At 73.3% G+C, this 15,813-nt stretch carries 14 protein-coding genes; 2 read left to right on the forward strand and 12 right to left on the reverse strand.

Going from position 1 to position 15,813, the window contains the following annotated elements; all coding sequences use genetic code 11:
- Positions 1–4 precede the first annotated feature (4 nt).
- The 10 genes from ACZ303_RS23600 to ACZ303_RS23645 all read right to left on the reverse strand — a co-directional run bounded on the left by ACZ303_RS23600 (position 5) and on the right by ACZ303_RS23645 (position 11,437).
- Positions 5–1,231, reverse strand: coding sequence for a family 2 encapsulin nanocompartment cargo protein terpene cyclase (locus ACZ303_RS23600; RefSeq protein WP_467342062.1), 1,227 nt, complete (start codon positions 1,229–1,231; stop codon positions 5–7).
- Between the two features lie 33 nt (positions 1,232–1,264).
- Positions 1,265–2,689 carry a family 2B encapsulin nanocompartment shell protein gene (locus tag ACZ303_RS23605; protein WP_467342064.1) on the reverse strand — a complete coding sequence of 475 codons (1,425 nt, stop codon included), beginning with the start codon at positions 2,687–2,689 and terminating at the stop codon, positions 1,265–1,267.
- A 389-nt stretch (positions 2,690–3,078) separates the two neighbouring features.
- A complete protein-coding gene (locus tag ACZ303_RS23610; RefSeq protein ID WP_467342323.1) occupies positions 3,079–4,566 on the reverse strand; it encodes a SulP family inorganic anion transporter in 1,488 nt (495 codons plus the stop codon).
- Positions 4,567–4,816: 250 nt separating this feature from the next.
- Entirely contained in the window at positions 4,817–5,749 is a 933-nt protein-coding gene (locus tag ACZ303_RS23615) for an NAD-dependent epimerase/dehydratase family protein (protein WP_467342065.1), read from the reverse strand.
- Positions 5,746–6,930 carry a cytochrome P450 family protein gene (locus tag ACZ303_RS23620; protein WP_467342067.1) on the reverse strand — a complete coding sequence of 395 codons (1,185 nt, stop codon included), beginning with the start codon at positions 6,928–6,930 and terminating at the stop codon, positions 5,746–5,748. The genes ACZ303_RS23615 and ACZ303_RS23620 overlap by 4 nt, the downstream gene beginning before the upstream one ends.
- Positions 6,927–8,402, reverse strand: a complete 1,476-nt coding sequence (locus ACZ303_RS23625) for a class I adenylate-forming enzyme family protein (protein WP_467342069.1) — start codon at positions 8,400–8,402, stop codon at positions 6,927–6,929. Before ACZ303_RS23625 ends, ACZ303_RS23620 begins: the two co-directional genes overlap by 4 nt.
- Entirely contained in the window at positions 8,402–9,142 is a 741-nt protein-coding gene (locus tag ACZ303_RS23630) for a glycosyltransferase family 2 protein (protein WP_467342071.1), read from the reverse strand. The genes ACZ303_RS23625 and ACZ303_RS23630 overlap by 1 nt, the downstream gene beginning before the upstream one ends.
- On the reverse strand, positions 9,139–10,128 hold the full coding sequence (locus tag ACZ303_RS23635) for a 3-oxoacyl-ACP synthase III family protein (RefSeq protein WP_467342072.1): 990 nt from the start codon (positions 10,126–10,128) through the stop codon (positions 9,139–9,141). Before ACZ303_RS23635 ends, ACZ303_RS23630 begins: the two co-directional genes overlap by 4 nt.
- A gap of 264 nt (positions 10,129–10,392) precedes the next feature.
- Positions 10,393–10,695 (reverse strand): hypothetical protein, encoded by a 303-nt coding sequence (locus ACZ303_RS23640; RefSeq protein ID WP_467342075.1) that lies wholly within the window; start codon positions 10,693–10,695, stop codon positions 10,393–10,395.
- 142 nt (positions 10,696–10,837) lie between these two features.
- Positions 10,838–11,437: a TetR/AcrR family transcriptional regulator gene (locus tag ACZ303_RS23645; protein ID WP_467342076.1), complete on the reverse strand. Its 600-nt coding sequence runs from the start codon at positions 11,435–11,437 to the stop codon at positions 10,838–10,840.
- A gap of 74 nt (positions 11,438–11,511) precedes the next feature.
- Here ACZ303_RS23645 and ACZ303_RS23650 point away from each other — a divergent pair, with 74 nt between their 5' ends.
- Both ACZ303_RS23650 and ACZ303_RS23655 read left to right on the forward strand, forming a co-directional pair.
- Positions 11,512–12,336 carry a class I SAM-dependent methyltransferase gene (locus tag ACZ303_RS23650; protein ID WP_467342078.1) on the forward strand — a complete coding sequence of 275 codons (825 nt, stop codon included), beginning with the start codon at positions 11,512–11,514 and terminating at the stop codon, positions 12,334–12,336.
- 210 nt (positions 12,337–12,546) lie between these two features.
- A complete protein-coding gene (locus ACZ303_RS23655; protein ID WP_467342080.1) occupies positions 12,547–13,983 on the forward strand; it encodes a Gfo/Idh/MocA family protein in 1,437 nt (478 codons plus the stop codon).
- 60 nt (positions 13,984–14,043) lie between these two features.
- Here the strand turns inward: ACZ303_RS23655 and ACZ303_RS23660 are convergent, their stop codons facing one another.
- Together ACZ303_RS23660 and ACZ303_RS23665 are read right to left on the reverse strand one after the other, a co-directional pair.
- Positions 14,044–15,135 (reverse strand): NAD-dependent epimerase/dehydratase family protein, encoded by a 1,092-nt coding sequence (locus tag ACZ303_RS23660; RefSeq protein ID WP_467342082.1) that lies wholly within the window; start codon positions 15,133–15,135, stop codon positions 14,044–14,046.
- A gap of 170 nt (positions 15,136–15,305) precedes the next feature.
- A complete protein-coding gene (locus tag ACZ303_RS23665; RefSeq protein WP_467342084.1) occupies positions 15,306–15,758 on the reverse strand; it encodes an SRPBCC family protein in 453 nt (150 codons plus the stop codon).
- Positions 15,759–15,813 lie beyond the last annotated feature (55 nt).

A 15,813-nucleotide genomic window follows, 5' to 3' on the forward strand; every position in this document is an offset into this window, starting at 1 on the left:
GGGGTCACGCGCCGTTGTAGCGGGGGCTCCCGGCGTGCCATTCGCGGTTGCCGCCGAGCCAGGCCCATACCCCTGCGAGGAACCGGCGCAGTTGGGGCGAGCCGGTGAGGGCGAGGGCGGCGGCCTCCGTCTCGTAGGCGCGCACCAGCTCGTCGTGGATCTCCGCGCTCCGTTCGATCGCCTCGCGCGGTGAGCACCGCTCCTCCTCGGCGATCACGGTGGGCAGGTTGAACTCCACGCCCGAGGAGTCGTGTTCCTTCGTCATGGAGTACAGGTCGTTGACGAGGGTGCTGGCCGTGGCGGCCGTTGTCACGGCGCGGCGCACCCGGGGGTCGGCGTACTCGGTGGCGGGCAGGGCGTAGCCGCCCACCGCGTCGGTCAGCGCGATGCAGGGGAGGAAGCTGTTGATCTGACGGTGTGCCAGGTATTCGTGGACGCTGGGCATGTGGCCCCGGGAGCGCCAGGAGCCTTCCTGCCCGTAGCCGACGAAGAGGACGGCGACCTCGTGCCGGAGCCGGGCGATCTGGGACGGCTCGGCGTATCGGGCCAGGTGTCCGAGTGCCGAGCGCAGGGCGACCCGTACGGGGTCGCCCTCCATGTCTCTTTCCCATGCGGGCACATAACGGGCCGGGAGGTGGGCGGGGTCGAGGGCCGCGTAGGCGAGTCCGAGGTGCGAGCCGAGGAGTTCGGGTTTGGAGCCGACGGTCTCGTCGTCGCAGTAGTAGTCGTCCGTGGCCCATTCGGCCAGCGCGCATTTACCCGCCGCCAGCAGCCGGTCCGGTTCGTCGGTGTCGGGGTGGGCCAGCATCATCAGGCGCCCGAAGTCGGCCGCGCGGACGCGGTCGAGGCGTCCGGCGTAGATGCCGACCCCGTCGGCCCACTCCACCAGCCGGTCGTTGACCTCCCGGCCGAGGGCCGGGTCGTCCCGGAGCGGGGGCGGGCAGTACAGCTCCGGGACGCCGGAACCGCGCGCGTCCGGGGCGCCGGGGGTGCCGTCGGCCGGTTTCCCGGTCGCCTTCCCGGCCGTGGCACGCGCCGCGATACGGGCGGCGGAGGTGCCCAGCCCCGTCGGTCCGGTGGGCAGGGTGGTGCCCACCGGGCGGGGCGCGGTTCCGGGCAGCGTCCGCGGCGCGGAACGGCTCACGCCCTGGTGGTGGGTGAGCAGCGTGGCCGCGAGCCGCGCGACGTCATGGCGGGCCGTGGGCGCGGTGATCCGGGACAGCAATGACACAGGTCCTTCTCTCCGTTCCGGTGGTGGTGCGCGTCAGGACGGGGTGTGGAAGACCTCGACGTTCTCCAGGACGCCGAGCGCGTCGGGAACGAGAACGGCTGCCGAATAGTAGGTGCTCACCAGATAGGAGATGAGGGCTTGATCGTTGATGCCCATGAACCGGACGTTCAGGCCCGGCTCGTACTCGTCGGGGATCCCGGTCTGCCGCAGACCGACCACTCCTTGCTCGTCCTCGCCCAGACGCATGGCGAGGATGGCGGAGGTGCCCTCGTCCGAAACGGGGATCTTGCCGCAGGGCAGGATCGGCACGCCCCGCCAGGCGGGAACCTGGTGTCCGCCCACGTCGGCGCTGTCGAAGGACAGGCCCCGCTTGTTGCACTCGCGGGCGAAGGCGGAGACGGCCCGGGGGTGGGCGAAGAACGCCTTGGTCCCCCGCCGCATGCTCAGCAGCTCGTCCATGTCGTCGGGGGTGGGCGGGCCTGAGTGGGTGGAGACGCGCTGGCTGTGGTCGGCGTTGTGCAGGAGGCCGAACTCGGGGTTGTTGACCAGCTCGGACTCCTGGCGCTCGCGCAGCGCCTCGATGGTCAGGCGCAGCTGCTGCTCGACCTGGTCCATCGGGTCGTTGTAGAGGTCGGCGACCCGGCTGTGCACCCGCAGCACCGTCTGGGCCACGCTCAGTTCGTACTCGCGGGGGGCGAGCTCGTAGTCGACGAAGGTGCCCGGCAGCACCGGCTCGCCGGTGTGGCCGGAGGCGAGGGCGATGTTCGCCTCGCCCTTCTTGTTGTGCGGCCGTGCCTTCTCGGCCTCGCGGTGCCGGACGTGGGTCCGCAGCCGCTCGTCGCGGGCCGCCACCTCCTCGTACGCGGCCCGGGGCAGGGCGAGTACGGTGCACGCCGTCATCGCGCGTGCGGTGAACTCCCACACGCCCGGCTCCTGGGCCACCACCTGCGCGCCGAAGAACCCGCCGTCGGCCAGCACGCCGCGCCGGGTCTCCTCGCCGTACCGTCCGACGCCGGCCTTCTCCACCTTGCCGCGCGCGATCAGATAGACGTGGTCGACGGCCCGGCCCCGTTCGGCGATCACCTGGCCGGGTTCGTACTCCTGCTGCCGGCACCGCTCGGCCAGTGCCCGCAGGGTGTCGTCGTCGTGGAATCCGCGCAGCAGCGGCAGTTCCCCCAGCTCCGCGGGGACGACCCTGACCGCGGAGCCTTCCTGGACGAAGGTGACCCGGCCGTCGCCGACCTCGTACGCCAGGCGCCGGTTGACCCGGTACGTGCCGCCCTTGACTTCCACCCACGGCAGCATGCGCAGCAGCCACCGCGAGCTGATGCCCTGCATCTGCGGGACGCTCTTGGTGGTGGTCGCCAGGTTTCGCGCGGCGGCGATCCCCAGGCCGAGCTGCGCCCTGCCTGCCTGCTGTTCGGGCTGCTCCTGCTGCCGGTGCGCTGCGGTCGACATCCCGGGTCCCTCCATCTGGGCGCATGCGTCAAGAGGGAGCCCCTGGAATCGCCCGATGGGGCGACGAGGGACTCCCGCCGCGCAAGTGAAGCAGCGCTTAATGATGTTGGTCGAGACGGCTGGGATGGCACCGGCGCATTCGCGCCATCGGACGGACGCGGTTTCGCGCGGCCCACCCCGGTGCCAGGGGTGGCCACTGGCGATCCACGGCCGTCGAGGGCAGTGATCCTGTCCGCTTATGCCGCGATGGCCGCATTTCGATCAAGCCGAGCCAGGGTCACCCGGGACGGCCCCGACGCGGCGCGTTCCGTGATCGAGGTGGCCGATAACGTGCCACCGGGCGGGAACTCCGAGGACCATGAGCGGTCCGCGCGCCACCGGCGTCGGCGTCAGTGGCCGCCCGTCAGCTCCCCCGACAGCGCGTCGTGCATCTTCGCGCTCGGCCGGTTCATGCCGATGATCTCCACGGACTTGCCGTGGCCGGCGTACTTGGCCGTGACGGCGTCCAGCGCGGCGACGGAGGAGGCGTCCCATATGTGGGCACCAGTGAGGTCGATGACGACCGTGTCCGGGTCGCCCGCGTAGTCGAAGCGGCCGACGAGGTCGTTGGCGGAGGCGAAGAAGAGCTGGCCGGTGACGGCGTGGACGACGCTGCCCCCGGCGGGGTCGGTGACCGAGGTGACCGTGGCCTGCTGGGCGACGCGCTGGGCGAATATGACCACGGCGGTGATCGTGCCGACGACCACACCGATGGCCAGGTTGTGGGTGGCGACCACACACGCCACGGTGATCACCATGACCGCGATCTCCCCGGCGGGCATGCGCTTGAGCGTCCTCGGGGCGATGGAGTGCCAGTCGAACGCCGCGAACGACACCATGATCATGACGGCGACGAGGGCGGCCATGGGGATGCCGGAGACGACCGGGCCGAAGGCGACGCACAGCACCAGCAGGAAGACACCCGCCAGGAAGGTCGACAGCCGGGTCCGGGCGCCGGAGACCCGTACGTTGATCATCGTCTGGCCGATCACCGCGCAACCGCCCATGCCACCGAGGAACCCGGTCACGATGTTGGCGACGCCCTGACCCATCGACTCGCGGGTCTTGCCGGAACGGGTGTCCGTGATGTCGTCGACGAGCTTGGCGGTCAGCAGCGACTCCATCAGCCCGACCAGCGCCATCGCCAGCGCGTACGGGGCGATCGTCGTCAGCGTCTCCATCGTGAACGGCACATCGGGCAGGCCCGGCACCGGCAGCGAGGAGGGCAGGTCTCCCCTGTCGCCCACCGTCGGCACCGCGATGCCCGCCGCCACCGTGACGGCGGTGAGGATGGCGACGGAGACCAGCGGCGCGGGCACGGCCCTGGTGATCCTCGGGAAGAGCACCATCAGCGCGATGCCCGCGACGACCAGGGGATAGACGGCCCACGGCACGTCGCGCAGCTCGGGCACCTGGGCCAGGAAGACCAGGATCGCGAGGGCGTTGACGAAGCCGACCATCACGCTGCGCGGTACGAACCGCATCAGCTTCGCGACGCCGACCGCCCCCAGGACGATCTGGAAGACGCCGGCGAGGATGACACAGGCGATCAGGTGGCCGAGACCGTGTTCGCGATTGACGGGGGCGATGACCAGCGCGACGGCGCCGGTCGCCGCCGAGATCATGGCGGGGCGGCCGCCGACGATCGCGGTGGTGACGGCCATGGTGAACGACGCGAACAGGCCGACCCTCGGGTCGACACCGGCGATGACCGAGAACGAGATCGCCTCGGGGATCAGCGCCAGCGCCACCACCAGACCCGCCAGCACCTCGGTGCGGAAGATTTTCGGGGACAGCCAGGACGGGCGGCGACCGCGCAGCCGCGCGGCCGCGGACAGTGGGGAAGGGAGCAAGGGAATGGGGAACCTGTCCTGCGTCGGTGTCCGCCGGAGCGCGCTCGGCCCGGCACGGGCTCGGCGGGCGGGCGCGTCGGCCCGGCGCCGGAAGGGCGAGGAGGCTCCCGGGTGATCGGTTCTTCCGTACCCGGCGCGGCTCTCGACGCCGGAATCCTACCCGCAGCGCCTCGCTCGGGCCGGGGTGAGGGACGTGGCGGACGCGGCACCGCCCGGGGCTCCACCTGACCACATGTCAGGGGAGCCGCGTTCCGGCCCGCGCCGTCAGGAAGTCGTCGAGCGTGTGCCGCGGTTCCCAGCCCCGGTCCCGGGCCTTGGTCACGTCGAGCACGACCGGGTGCGCGAGCTGATCGAGCGCGTACCGCGTGAGGGCCGGCTCGTGCGCCGGACGGAGGCGGGCGAGCGTCTCCAAGGCCCTCGCCGCCGCCGTGGCCGCACCGAGGGGCAGGTGGCGGATACGGACCGGGACACCGTGGGCGCGCAACACGCGCCGTACGGCGTCGTCGCGCCCGTACGGAACGGCGTCCGCGATGTTGTACGCGCCCGGAGGCCAGCCCACGGCCGCCAGGCAGGCGTCGGCGAGGTTCTCGACCGCCGTCAGGCTCAGCCGGACGTCCGGGCCGGGGAGCAGCAGCGTCCCGGCCCGGACCCGGTCGCGCAGGCGCGGCAGCAGGTGGGGGTCGCCGGGGCCGTAGACGGCGCGGGGCCGCAGGACGGCCGCGCCCGCCGCAAGCGCGAGACGTTCGCCGGCGGCCTTGGTGCGCCCGTAGGCGTTGAGGTGGCCGGAGACCGGGTGGTCCTCCCGTATCCGGGTGCGGTCGCGGCGGGGGTCGTAGACGCTGGCGCTGCTCACCCACACGACCGGGCGGCCCCGGGCGGCCTCGACCAGGCGGGCGGTGCCGTCGACGTTGACCGCGCGCATCCGGGCCTCGGCCGTCCGTGATCCGGGGGCCGGGTCGTCCACGGCCGCCGCGCAGTGGATCACCGCGTCCGCGCCGCCGAGGTCGGGCACGCTCCGCGCGGCGTCCCACGGGACGTGCCGGCCGACCGGTCCGGGTCTGCGTCCTACGCAGACCACGTCCATTCCGGCGGCCGCCGCCGAGGCGGCGATGTGGGAGCCGCAGAATCCGGCGGCCCCGGTCACGGCGACGCGTATCGACGGCTTCACGGAGTCTCCTGAGGGCGGAGGACGAGGGAGCGCCAGCCGGGAAGCGCGGCGCGGCGGTCGGCGCGGGCCCGTGCCACGACCGGCCGGTAGGGGGCCAACGCGGCCAGCGTGTCGGCGAGTTGGGTATGGGCCAGGCGGGCGCCGGGGCAGGCATGGGGGCCTGCGCCGAACACCAGCCGGGCCACGGCGGCGGGGGCGGGGCGGTGGCAGTCGGGGTCGTCGCCGTGCGCGCGGACGGCGTGCCGGGCGACGAGCGCGAGCCGGTCGCCGGGGCGTACGGGACAGCCGCCGAGGGTGCCGGGCCCGGCGGCGACGCGGGGCAGCAGCGGGGACGGCGCGGTCACCCGCAGCAGCTCGTCGACCAGCGTGGGGCGCCGGGCCTCGTCGGCGGCGAGGTCCCACCATGCGGCGTCGGCGCACCACGCCGCGGCCCGGGGCAGTGCGGCGACGACGGTGGTCACGGACGCCACGGCGAGCATCGCCCGCAGCGCGGAATCCTCGCCGGTGGGCCCGCCTTCCGGCCCGTCCAGTACGGACCGCAGCCGCGCCGCCGCCTCGGTGGCGGCAGCGGCGGAACCGGGGCGGGGAGGGCCGGGGAGGTGGCCGCGTACGGCCGTGTACGCGGCGTCGGCCGCCGCGTCGGCGAGCCGCAGCGGGTCGGCGTCCGCGCCGAGCAGGGCGCGGGCCGTGGCTCCGGCCAGTTCGCGCGCCACCGGCACGAGGTCGACGGCGCGGCCCTCGGCGAGCGGTGCCAGGCGGCGGGCGAGGACGTCCGTCCAGACGGGGCGCAGCCGCTCCACGCCGGCGGCGGACAGGTCGCCCGCGAGCGTGCGGCGTGCGGCGCGGTGTTCGCCGCCCCGCTGGTCGAACAGCACGCCGGCCGGGCCGTGGCCGTCCGGTCCCCCCAGGGCGGCGCGCGCGGCCTGCCCGGTCGTACCGGCCGCCTGCCGGTCCAGCGGTATACGGGTCAGTGCTTCCCGGAAGGCGTCGGCTTCGTGGACGAGCACGGTGCGGCCCAGGCGGACCACGGGCCTGCGGCGGGTCGCGGCGAGGAGGGCGAAGAGCACGGGGTGGCCGCCGGCCAGGTAGACCCGCCGGTCACGGCGGCGGGCCGCGCGGGCCGGGAACGGCGAGGACTTCGTCGATGAGGTGTCCGCCGGAGTCCGCGTCGCCGCCGTCATCGTCCGCTCCCTTCCAGCCGTGCGGCAGCCCACCGTGCGGTCGCCTGCCGGTCCGGTTTGCGCGAGCGGCCCGACAGGGGGATGTCCGCGAGGAGTACCGCGTCCGGCCTGGCGGTGCCCATGCGGGCCAGGGGGCCGGCCAGGGCGGCGCGTACGGCGCGGTGGTCGGCGCCCGCGCGGGGCTGTACGACGGCGGCGAGCCGTTCGTCGCCGTCGTGGGCCGGGACGCCGACGAGGAGGGCGAGTTCGACGCCGGGTACGTGGAGGGCCGGTTCGTACAGGCCCGGGTAGATGTTCTCGGCGCCGCGCAGCACCATGTCCTTGCAGCGGCCGGCCAGCACGATGCGGCCCTCTTCGAGCCGGCCGCGGTCGCCGGTGCGTATCCAGGGGTCCGGGTCCTCGCCGAGGTAGCGGTCGCGGGCGGCGGGTCCGGCGAGCAGGAGTTGTCCGGTCGCGTCGGGCTTCGCCTCGACGCCGGGCAGCGGCGTGCCGACGAGGTCGCCCTCGCCGTCGTAGGCCGCCTTCTCGGCCTGCTCGACGGCCGCCGCCGGGAACAGCTCGGTCAGGGCGTAGACGCCCCACGCCTCGTCGGCGCCCGCCCGCTTGACGCGGGTGAGCAGGTCGGCGCTCGCGGGCGCGGAGCCGGTCCAGACCCGCCCGGTGAAGCGGGCTCCCTGGGCGAGCGCGGCGCGTAGTCGAGGGGGTGTCAGGTAGGTGGCGCCGGGGTTCAGCCGGGCCAGTTGGCGGGCGAGCCGGCGTGGCGAACGTGCTGGGAGGGCGACCGGCGCGCCGTGGGCCAGGGCGGGGACGAGGACGAAGAAGGTGCCGCCGAGGACGGGTTCGCCCGGCCGCGGGTGGAAGAGGTCGGTGACGCCGGCCATGCCGGCGGCGATCGAGGAGCGGGTGTGGACCACGGCGCGGGGCCGGGAGGTGGTGCCGGAGGTGAAGACGATGACGGCGTCACCGTCCCCGTCCGGCCGGGCGGGCAGGGCCGTGCGCGGCGGAGCCGGCTCCAGGGCCTCGGCGCAGCCGGGCAGCCGGGGGCCGAGTGTCACCACCGGGCCCAGCTCGGTGAGGTCGGGCAGGGCCAGGTGGGCGCGGCGGGCCAGCGGGCGGGCCCAGCCGGCGACGGCCTGGGCCGTGGCGTCGGCGAGCACGAGCGACGGCCGTGCCAGGGCGAGGCGGGCACGCAGTACTTCGGGCCCGGCGCCCGGGTCCAGGACCGCGGCGCGCAGCCCGAGCCGGTCCACGGCGAGCAGTACGGCCAGCGCGCGCGGCCCCGGCCGTACGGCGACGCCGACGGTGTCCCCCGCCGTCAGGCCGTGCCGGTGCAGTGCGGCGGCGTAGCCGTCGGCGAGGTCGGCGAGCTGTCCACAGGTGACGCGGACCCGGACGGCGCCGGTGCGGGTGGCGGCCAGCACGGCGGGGCGGTGGCCGTTCCTTCTCAGTTCACGGGCGAGTCGTTCCAGCATCAGCGCGGGTCCTCCCCTCGGGTGCCGCTGCCCTGGTCGAGGTACCAGCGGGCGGTGCCGACGACGCCGAACTGCCGGATCCGGCGGGTGGAGTTCTCCACCACCATGGACCGGCACCGGGCGATGTCGGTGGTGTGGCGGCGCACGCGGTTGAGGAAGGCGCGGTCGGTGGGGGAAGGCCGCCGGGGCATGCCGCCGACCCGTAGGTAGAGCTCGGCGGTGATCGCCATGTTGTTGCCCGCGTGCATCCGGTAGGGCGCGAGGTAGCCGTGCCGCCGGCTGTGGACCGGCCGCAGCCTGCCGAAGGCGGCGGCGGTGGCCACCATGGCGCGGAACACGGCGCGGCCGACCGGCCCGTGCTCGTCGCGCCGGGCCTCGATGCGCCCGCACACCATGGACGGTCCGCTGTCGAGCGTGGTGCGGGCGGCGGCCGTCCAGCCGGGGCGGGGCAGGCAGTCGGCGTCCGTACGGGCGAGGAGGTCGGCGCCGTGGTCGATGGCGTACCGGAAGGCCGTGTCGACGGCGCTGCCCACGCCCTTCTCCGGTTCGTCGATGACGTGGACGGGGAACGGGGCGTCGGCGGCGAAGGCACGGGCGATGTCCGCGGTGTCGTCCGTCGAGGCGTTGTCGACGACGAGGAGGGTGAAGTCCCGGTCGTGCTGCGCGGCGAGGGCGCGCAGGGTGCCGTCGATGCGCGCGGCTTCCTGGTGTGCGGGCACCACCACCCACAGCCGGGTCATGACTTCTCCCAGACCATGGTCATCATGCTGATGCCGCCGCCGAGTCCGACGAACAGGACCCGGTCGCCGGGGGCGAGTCCGGCGTGCACACGGTCCAGTTGGACCCCGAGGGTGGCGCTGGCGAGGTTGCCGAGCTCGGGAACGGTCAGGACGAGCTTGTCCTCGGGGACCCCGGTGAGCTCGACGAACCGCCGCAGGTACGGCAGCGTCACCTGGTGGACGAGGACCTTGCGGTAGTCGGCCCAGTCGAGTCCGGTGCGGCCCCGTACGCGGTCGAGGACGGCCGTGCCGGTCTTCTCGAAGACCTCGCGCAGCTCGTGGCCGTCACCGTGGAAGTAGGTGTGCTCGTCGCCGCGCGGATGGCGCGAGCCGCCGCCGAAGATGCCGCCGACCGCCCAGTGTTCGGAGTGGGTCCCGGTCCCGACGTCGATGATGCCGCCCCGCTCGACCCGTTCGAGGACCACCGCCGCGCCCGCGTCGCCGAAGGTGTAACCGGCGAAGCCGTCGCGGAACTGCGCGGGGCCGTCCGGCGTGTGGCGTACGGCGCGGCTGGGCGTCTCGCCGGTGACCACCAGGGCTCGCCGCGCGCGGCCGGCCAGGATCATGGCCTGGGCCGTGTCGATTCCGTTGAGGAAGCTGTTGCAGGCGTTGCTCACGTCGAACGCGTGTGCCTTCGAGCCGAGTTCGGCCTGCACGATGTGGGCCGTGGCCGGCTCGACGACGTCGCGCGTGGCGGAGGCGAAGATCAGCAGGTCGATGTCGAACGCGTCCAGGCCGGCCGCCCGCAGGGCTCGGCGGGCGGCTCCCACGGCCAGGGTGGAGGCGTATTCGCCGTCGTCCGCCCATCGGCGCGTGCGGATGCCCGTCGCCCTCTCGAAGAGCCCCTGGGGCAGGGTCAGGCCGCTGCTCGCGGCGACCTGCTCCCGCAGTCGCTCGGAGGTCATCGTCCGGTCCGGCAGGTACGAACCGACGGAGGTGATGCCCACTCCCCCTGGATCCCCCGGCTGAGCTGCGGCAACGCTGTGATTGAACATGTCCACAGCATCATGGCGGGGCGTGCCGGCGGCCTGAGTACACGTACTCAGTTCGCCTCTGACCAGGTACGCATTCGTCAGGGCGTGCCGCGTAGGTCTTCGCAGGTCACCGGCACAGCTCTTGCGGGCAGCCGGATCCGGGAGCCGGTGACGGTGCGGCCGGGGGCGCGAGGCCGAGCGGCGCCCGGCGTCCCCGACCGTGAGTCCGCCGTGGACTCAGCCGTCGGGGTTGGCCTCCAGGCACGTCAGTTCGATCGTGTCGATGACGGCCTCGTTGGTCTGTCCGGTCAGCTGGGCGACGTTCTCGATGCCGACCGCCATCCACCCCGAGAGGCTCATGATCAGGACCCGTAGCCCGTCGGTGCCATGTTTCGCCAGGACCCTGTCCGCGACCCCCATCGCCTCTTCCGGCACCCGCTCCGCCGGTTCGAGACCGACGACCGTCCGCATCAGGCCGATGGTCACTTGGGAGATCTCCGGTGCGATCGCCCGCAGCCTTCGGTCCTCCTCCTCGTCCACGCTTCCCCTCCCTTCCTCCCGTGCTGTGCGTGGCGGCACGCTACGGCAATCAGGTGGGCCGGCGACCAGGAATCCCGGGAGTTGGGCCGGGGGTGGGGTGACGGGATACGGATACAGGTCCGGCCCAACCACGCGACGCCTCTCATGGCGGCGGTTCCCGCACGACGCCGGCGATGACCGTGGTCACGACCTTGTGGACGGCTCCGGCTTCCGGCGGGGCGCCTTTCCGGTCGGCGAACAGCAGGTGTCCGGCCCCGATCAGCGTGGGAGCGAGCGTGTCGACATCGGCATCCGCCGCGACGCGGCCCCGTTCCCGCTCGGCGGTCAAGTACGAGGCGATCACGGCCGTCGCCTCCGCGAGGATCGGGACACCGGTCGGCCTGGCCTCACGCAGCCGGGCGCGCAGGCCGTCCCGGGAGGTGACGAGGCCGACGATCGCCACGGCGATCGACTCGAACAGGTCCGTCAGCGCGCCGGTGAGGTTGTCGGCGACCGTGCCGGTCCCGGCGGTGGCGCGCAGGACGGCGGCGCGGTCGTCGAGCCGGGCGGTGCGGTCCCGTACGAGCTCGGCGAGGAAGGCGTCGAAATCGGCGAAGTGCCGGTGCAGGACGCCCTTGGCACAGCCTGCCTCGGTGGTGACCGCCCGGCTGGTCAGTGCGCTCGGCCCGTCCCGGAGCAGGACGCGCTCGGCGGCCTCGAACAGCTGCTCACGCGCGTCGCGCATGGCTACCCCTGTCGGCACCGCGCATCTCCTCGCTCTCTCGCTCCGCCCCACACCCGTTGACGAGTGGGCGTACGCCCATTCATAGTGGGCGCATGCCCACTGTACCGCCGGAGCGAGGGCGCTCCTCGCCACGTGAGCCTCATCAAGTCCGAGAGCTGGCAGAGTCGTTCGGCTCGGACGCCGAACGCTACGACCGAGCCCGGCCCCGCTACCCCGACGCCATGGTCGAGCGGATCGTCGCCACCATCCCCGGCCCCGACGTCGTCGACGTCGGCTGCGGTACGGGAATCGCGGCCCGGCAGTTCCAAGCGCGCGGCTGCGAGGTGCTCGGCGTCGAGGTCGACGCGCGAATGGCCGAGTGGGCACGGCGGCGTGGACTCCGGGTCGATGCGGCGGCGTTCGAGACCTGGGACCCGGCCGGCCGGACATTCGACGCGGTCGTCTCCGGACAGACCTGGCACTGGGTGGACCCGGTCGCGGGAGCGACGAAGGCCGCCGAGGCGCTGCGGCCCGGTGGCCGCCTGGCCGTGTTCTGGAACGTGGACCAACCGCCGCCCGCGGTGGCGGAATCCTTCGCCGAGGTATATCGCCGGGTGATGCCCGACTCGCTCGCCGCCCGCCGCTGGACGAGGCCGGGCACGGAGGGGTACGCGGCGCTGTGCGCCGGGGCAGCCGACGGAATGCGGAAGGCGGGCGCGTTCGGCGACCCGGAGCAGTGGCGATTCGGCTGGGAGCGGCCCTACACCCGGGACGAGTGGCTGGACCAATTGCCCACCACCGGCGGCCACACCGGGCTCGCGCCGAACGAGCTGGAAGAGGTGCTGGCGCACATCGGCGCCGCCATCGACGCGGCGGGAGGCGGCTTCACGATGCGCTACACCACGATGGTGGTCACGGCACGGACCGGGACCACCTGATCCCGGCCGCCGGCCCTCGCCGAGAATCGATCAACCTTCGCTGCGAGAGGTCATCAGCCGCGCCCGATAACAAATCCGGCCACTGTGTGACTATGCTCTCGTTTTGGCAATTCCCTTCGGCCTCTTGCGCTCCGTCCGTCTCACCCATCAGGGTCCTTGCGAAGGTTCACGCACGCGCAGCTCACCATCAGCTCTCTCCCTGGAGGACCGATGCACGAGTCAGCTCCGCAGAACCCCGATGAGGACTCCGAGGTCAGCCGTCGCTCCCTGTTGAGATCCGCGGGCGCGGCGGGCGCCGGGATCGGCATCGGGGGGCTCGGCGGACCGCTCGCGGCGAGCGCCGCGGCCGCCGCCCCCGGAACACCGGACCGGCAGGCGGCGGACGAGCCGTCCTGGCCGGCGCGTCAGGGCAAGACCATGATCGGCGTACCGTTCGAGCGGCGCGGCACCGTACGGATCGGGATCATCGGGCTGGGCAACCGCGGCGATGCCATGATCGACCTGTTCCTCGCCGTTCCGGGCGTCCAGGTCAACGCGGTGTGCGATGTGGTCGGAGCCAAGGCCGAGAAGGCCGCCGCCAAGGTCACGGCGGCGGGCCGGCCGGCTCCGACCCTCTACACCAAGGGTGAGGACGACTACGAACAGCTCTGCGCGCGTGGCGACCTGGACTTCGTCTATGTCGCCACGCCGTGGGAGTGGCACTTCCCGATGGCCAAGGCGGCTCTGGCGGGCGGCAAGCACGTAGGTGTCGAGTGTCCGATCGCGATGGAGCTCGGCCAGTTGTGGCAGCTGGTCGACCTCTCCGAACGCCACCGACGCCACTGCATCCAGTTGGAGAACTGCTGCTACGGCCGGAACGAGATGCGCGTGCTGCGCATGGCGCACGCCGGTCTCTTCGGTGACCTGCTGCACGGCGCGGGGGCGTACATACACGATCTGCGCGGCCTGATGTTCTCCCCGACGTACTACCAGGGGCCGTGGCGGCGGCAGTGGCACACCCGGCTCAAGGGTGATCTCTACCCCAACCACGGCTTCGGGCCGGTCGCCAACTACATGGACGTCAATCGCGGCGATCGCGCCGTGCGCATCACGACGTTCGGCTCACCGGCCGTGGGGCTGGCCGCCTACCGCGCGCAGCACATGCCGCCCGGTGACCCGAGCTGGAAGGAGAGCTACGTCGCGAGCGACATGACGGTCAGTCTCGTCCAGACGGCGAAGGGCCGGGTGATCCGGCTGGAGCACGCGGTCTCCAATCCGCACCCCTACAGCCGCCTCAACATCCTGGGCGGCACCAAGGGCGTCTTCGAGGACTATCCGCCGCGGATCTACCTCGAACCGGAGATGTCCGACGACGAGTGGGGCGACTTCGGGAAGTACGCCCAGTGGGACCACTGGCTGTGGAAGGAGCACGCCAACCCGCCCGGAGGCCACGGCGGCATGGACTACATCATGGTCTTCCGGCTGATACAGACCATGCGGCTCGGCCTGGTGCCCGACTTCGACGTGTACGACGCGGCCACCTGGACCGCTCCCGTGCCGCTCAGCCACGCCTCGATCAAGGCGAACGGCGTGCCGCAGGACATCCCCGACTTCACCCGCGGGCTGTGGCGTAAGCCCCGTCCCGGCGTGGACTCCAAGAAGCCGTGAGGCCCACCGCCGCCGCCGCGGGTCGACGGGGTGAGGCGGGTCCCGGGCGGCCGCCGACGGTCACGGCCGGGTGCCCGCTCCCCCGGCCGCCTGCCGCCGGCGGCCGCCCGGCGCGTCGGGGGCGAGCGGCGGGGTGTCCATCGTGGCGCCCTCCCGCAGGCCGAGCAGGAATTCGGCGATCGCTTCGCGGGCGGTCCGGCGGGGCTGCCAGCCCAGTTCGCGCGCGGCGCGGCCGGTGTCCATCAGGGGCAGCCGCAGGACCGCGTCGAACAGGTGCGGGGAAGCGGGTACCAGGCGCAGGTGCCACGCGGCGGACAGCGCCGCGCGTACGGTCCCGGACGGCAGCCGCAGGGAGCGGGCCGAGAGCAGTTCCGCCAGGACGCCGGCGTCCACGGGCGGGTCGGCGGCCAGGTTGAAGGCCCCGTGCACGGGGAGGGTGACGGCGAGCCGGTAGGCCCGTGCGGCGTCCTCGGTGTGCAGGGCCTGGAAGCGCAGGCCGGGCAGGTCGGGGACGAAGGGCAGCAGGGCGGGGACGTCGAGGCGGGAGGGCACCAGGGGGCCGGCGAAGAGTCTGCGCTGCTCGGTCGCGGACTGCTTCTTGAAGATGAAGCCGGGCCGCATGCGCACGACGCGGACGCCGGGATGCCGGGTCTCGTAGGCGTCGAGCACCCGCTCCAGGTAGGCCTTCTCCCGGCAGTAGGCGGCGTCCGGCCAGCCGTGGGTGGGCCACGACTCGTCGACGGCGCGGTCCTTGGGGCCGGGTGAGTAGGCGCCGACCGAGGACGCGTGGACGAGCGTGCCCACGCCCGCGGCGGCGACGGCGTCGAAGACCTTGATGCCGCCGAGCACGTTCGTACGCCAGGTGGTGACGGGGTCGTGGGTGGGCTGGAAGAGCCAGGCGAGGTGGATAACGGCGTCGGCACCGCGGAAGTGGGCGGCGAGGTCGGTGTCGGAGTCGGCCGCGACGTCCGCGCTCACCCAGGTGGTCCGCTCCGGTGCCCAGCGCGGGACGCGGCGGGCGATGCCCACGACGGAGGCGATGCCGGGGTCCCGGGAGAGTTCCTGGACGACGCCGGTGCCGACGTTTCCGGTGGCTCCGACGACCACGACACGCAGCCCGCCGTTCCGCTCGGGTGATACCGGAGTGTTCATGCGCCCGCCCTTCCTCTCCTCCCTCCGTCCATGCTCTCCCCGCGTCGGCGTGCGCGCATGCGGGGCGCGGCGATGCCGGAGGGGGGTGGGGGGGTACGGGCGCCGACGACCGGCGATGGCCGCCGGGGCCCGTACCCGGTTCATGAGGCGCCCGGCTCAGCGGGCGCGGGTCAGACGACGCCTCCGCGCCACCGGCCGGTCTCGGTGCCGCGGGCCTCGATGAAGGTCTTGAACCGCTCCAGGTCGCCCTTGGCCTGGCGGCGGACGAAGCCGAGCTTGTCGCCGACGGTGTCGACGATGCCTTCGGGCGCGTGCTCGAACTGGAGCATGATCTTGGTGCGGGTGGCGTCGAGGCGGTGGAAGGTGACCACTCCGGCCTGCCGGACCTCGCCGTCCACGGTGGTCCAGGCCACGCGCTCGTCGGGGATCTGCTCGCTGATCACCGCGTCGAACTCGCGGGTGACGCCGTCGATCTTCGTCACCCAGTGGGTGAGGGTCGGCGTGCGCTGTTCCACCCGCTCGACGCCCTTCATGAACCGCGGGAACTCCTCGAACTGGGTCCACTGGTTGTAGGCCGTGGTGAGCGGTACGGCGACCTCGATGGACTCCTCGACCTGTGACATGGGTTTCCTTCCTGGATGGGCTGGTTCGGTCCGGGCCGGGCTCCGGCCGACCCGG

This window comes from Streptomyces sp. NPDC023527 (assembly GCF_055560115.1).

Coding starts and splice junctions, on each gene's coding strand:
- ACZ303_RS23605 (WP_467342064.1), bottom strand. CDS start 2,689: ATGTCGACCGCAGCGCACCGGCAGCAGGAGCAGCCCGAACAGCAGGCA.
- ACZ303_RS23620 (WP_467342067.1), bottom strand. CDS start 6,930: ATGACGGCGGCGACGCGGACTCCGGCGGACACCTCATCGACGAAGTCC.
- ACZ303_RS23625 (WP_467342069.1), bottom strand. CDS start 8,402: ATGCTGGAACGACTCGCCCGTGAACTGAGAAGGAACGGCCACCGCCCC.
- ACZ303_RS23630 (WP_467342071.1), bottom strand. CDS start 9,142: ATGACCCGGCTGTGGGTGGTGGTGCCCGCACACCAGGAAGCCGCGCGC.
- ACZ303_RS23650 (WP_467342078.1), top strand. CDS start 11,512: ATGCCCACTGTACCGCCGGAGCGAGGGCGCTCCTCGCCACGTGAGCCT.
- ACZ303_RS23655 (WP_467342080.1), top strand. CDS start 12,547: ATGCACGAGTCAGCTCCGCAGAACCCCGATGAGGACTCCGAGGTCAGC.
- ACZ303_RS23660 (WP_467342082.1), bottom strand. CDS start 15,135: ATGAACACTCCGGTATCACCCGAGCGGAACGGCGGGCTGCGTGTCGTG.
- ACZ303_RS23665 (WP_467342084.1), bottom strand. CDS start 15,758: ATGTCACAGGTCGAGGAGTCCATCGAGGTCGCCGTACCGCTCACCACG.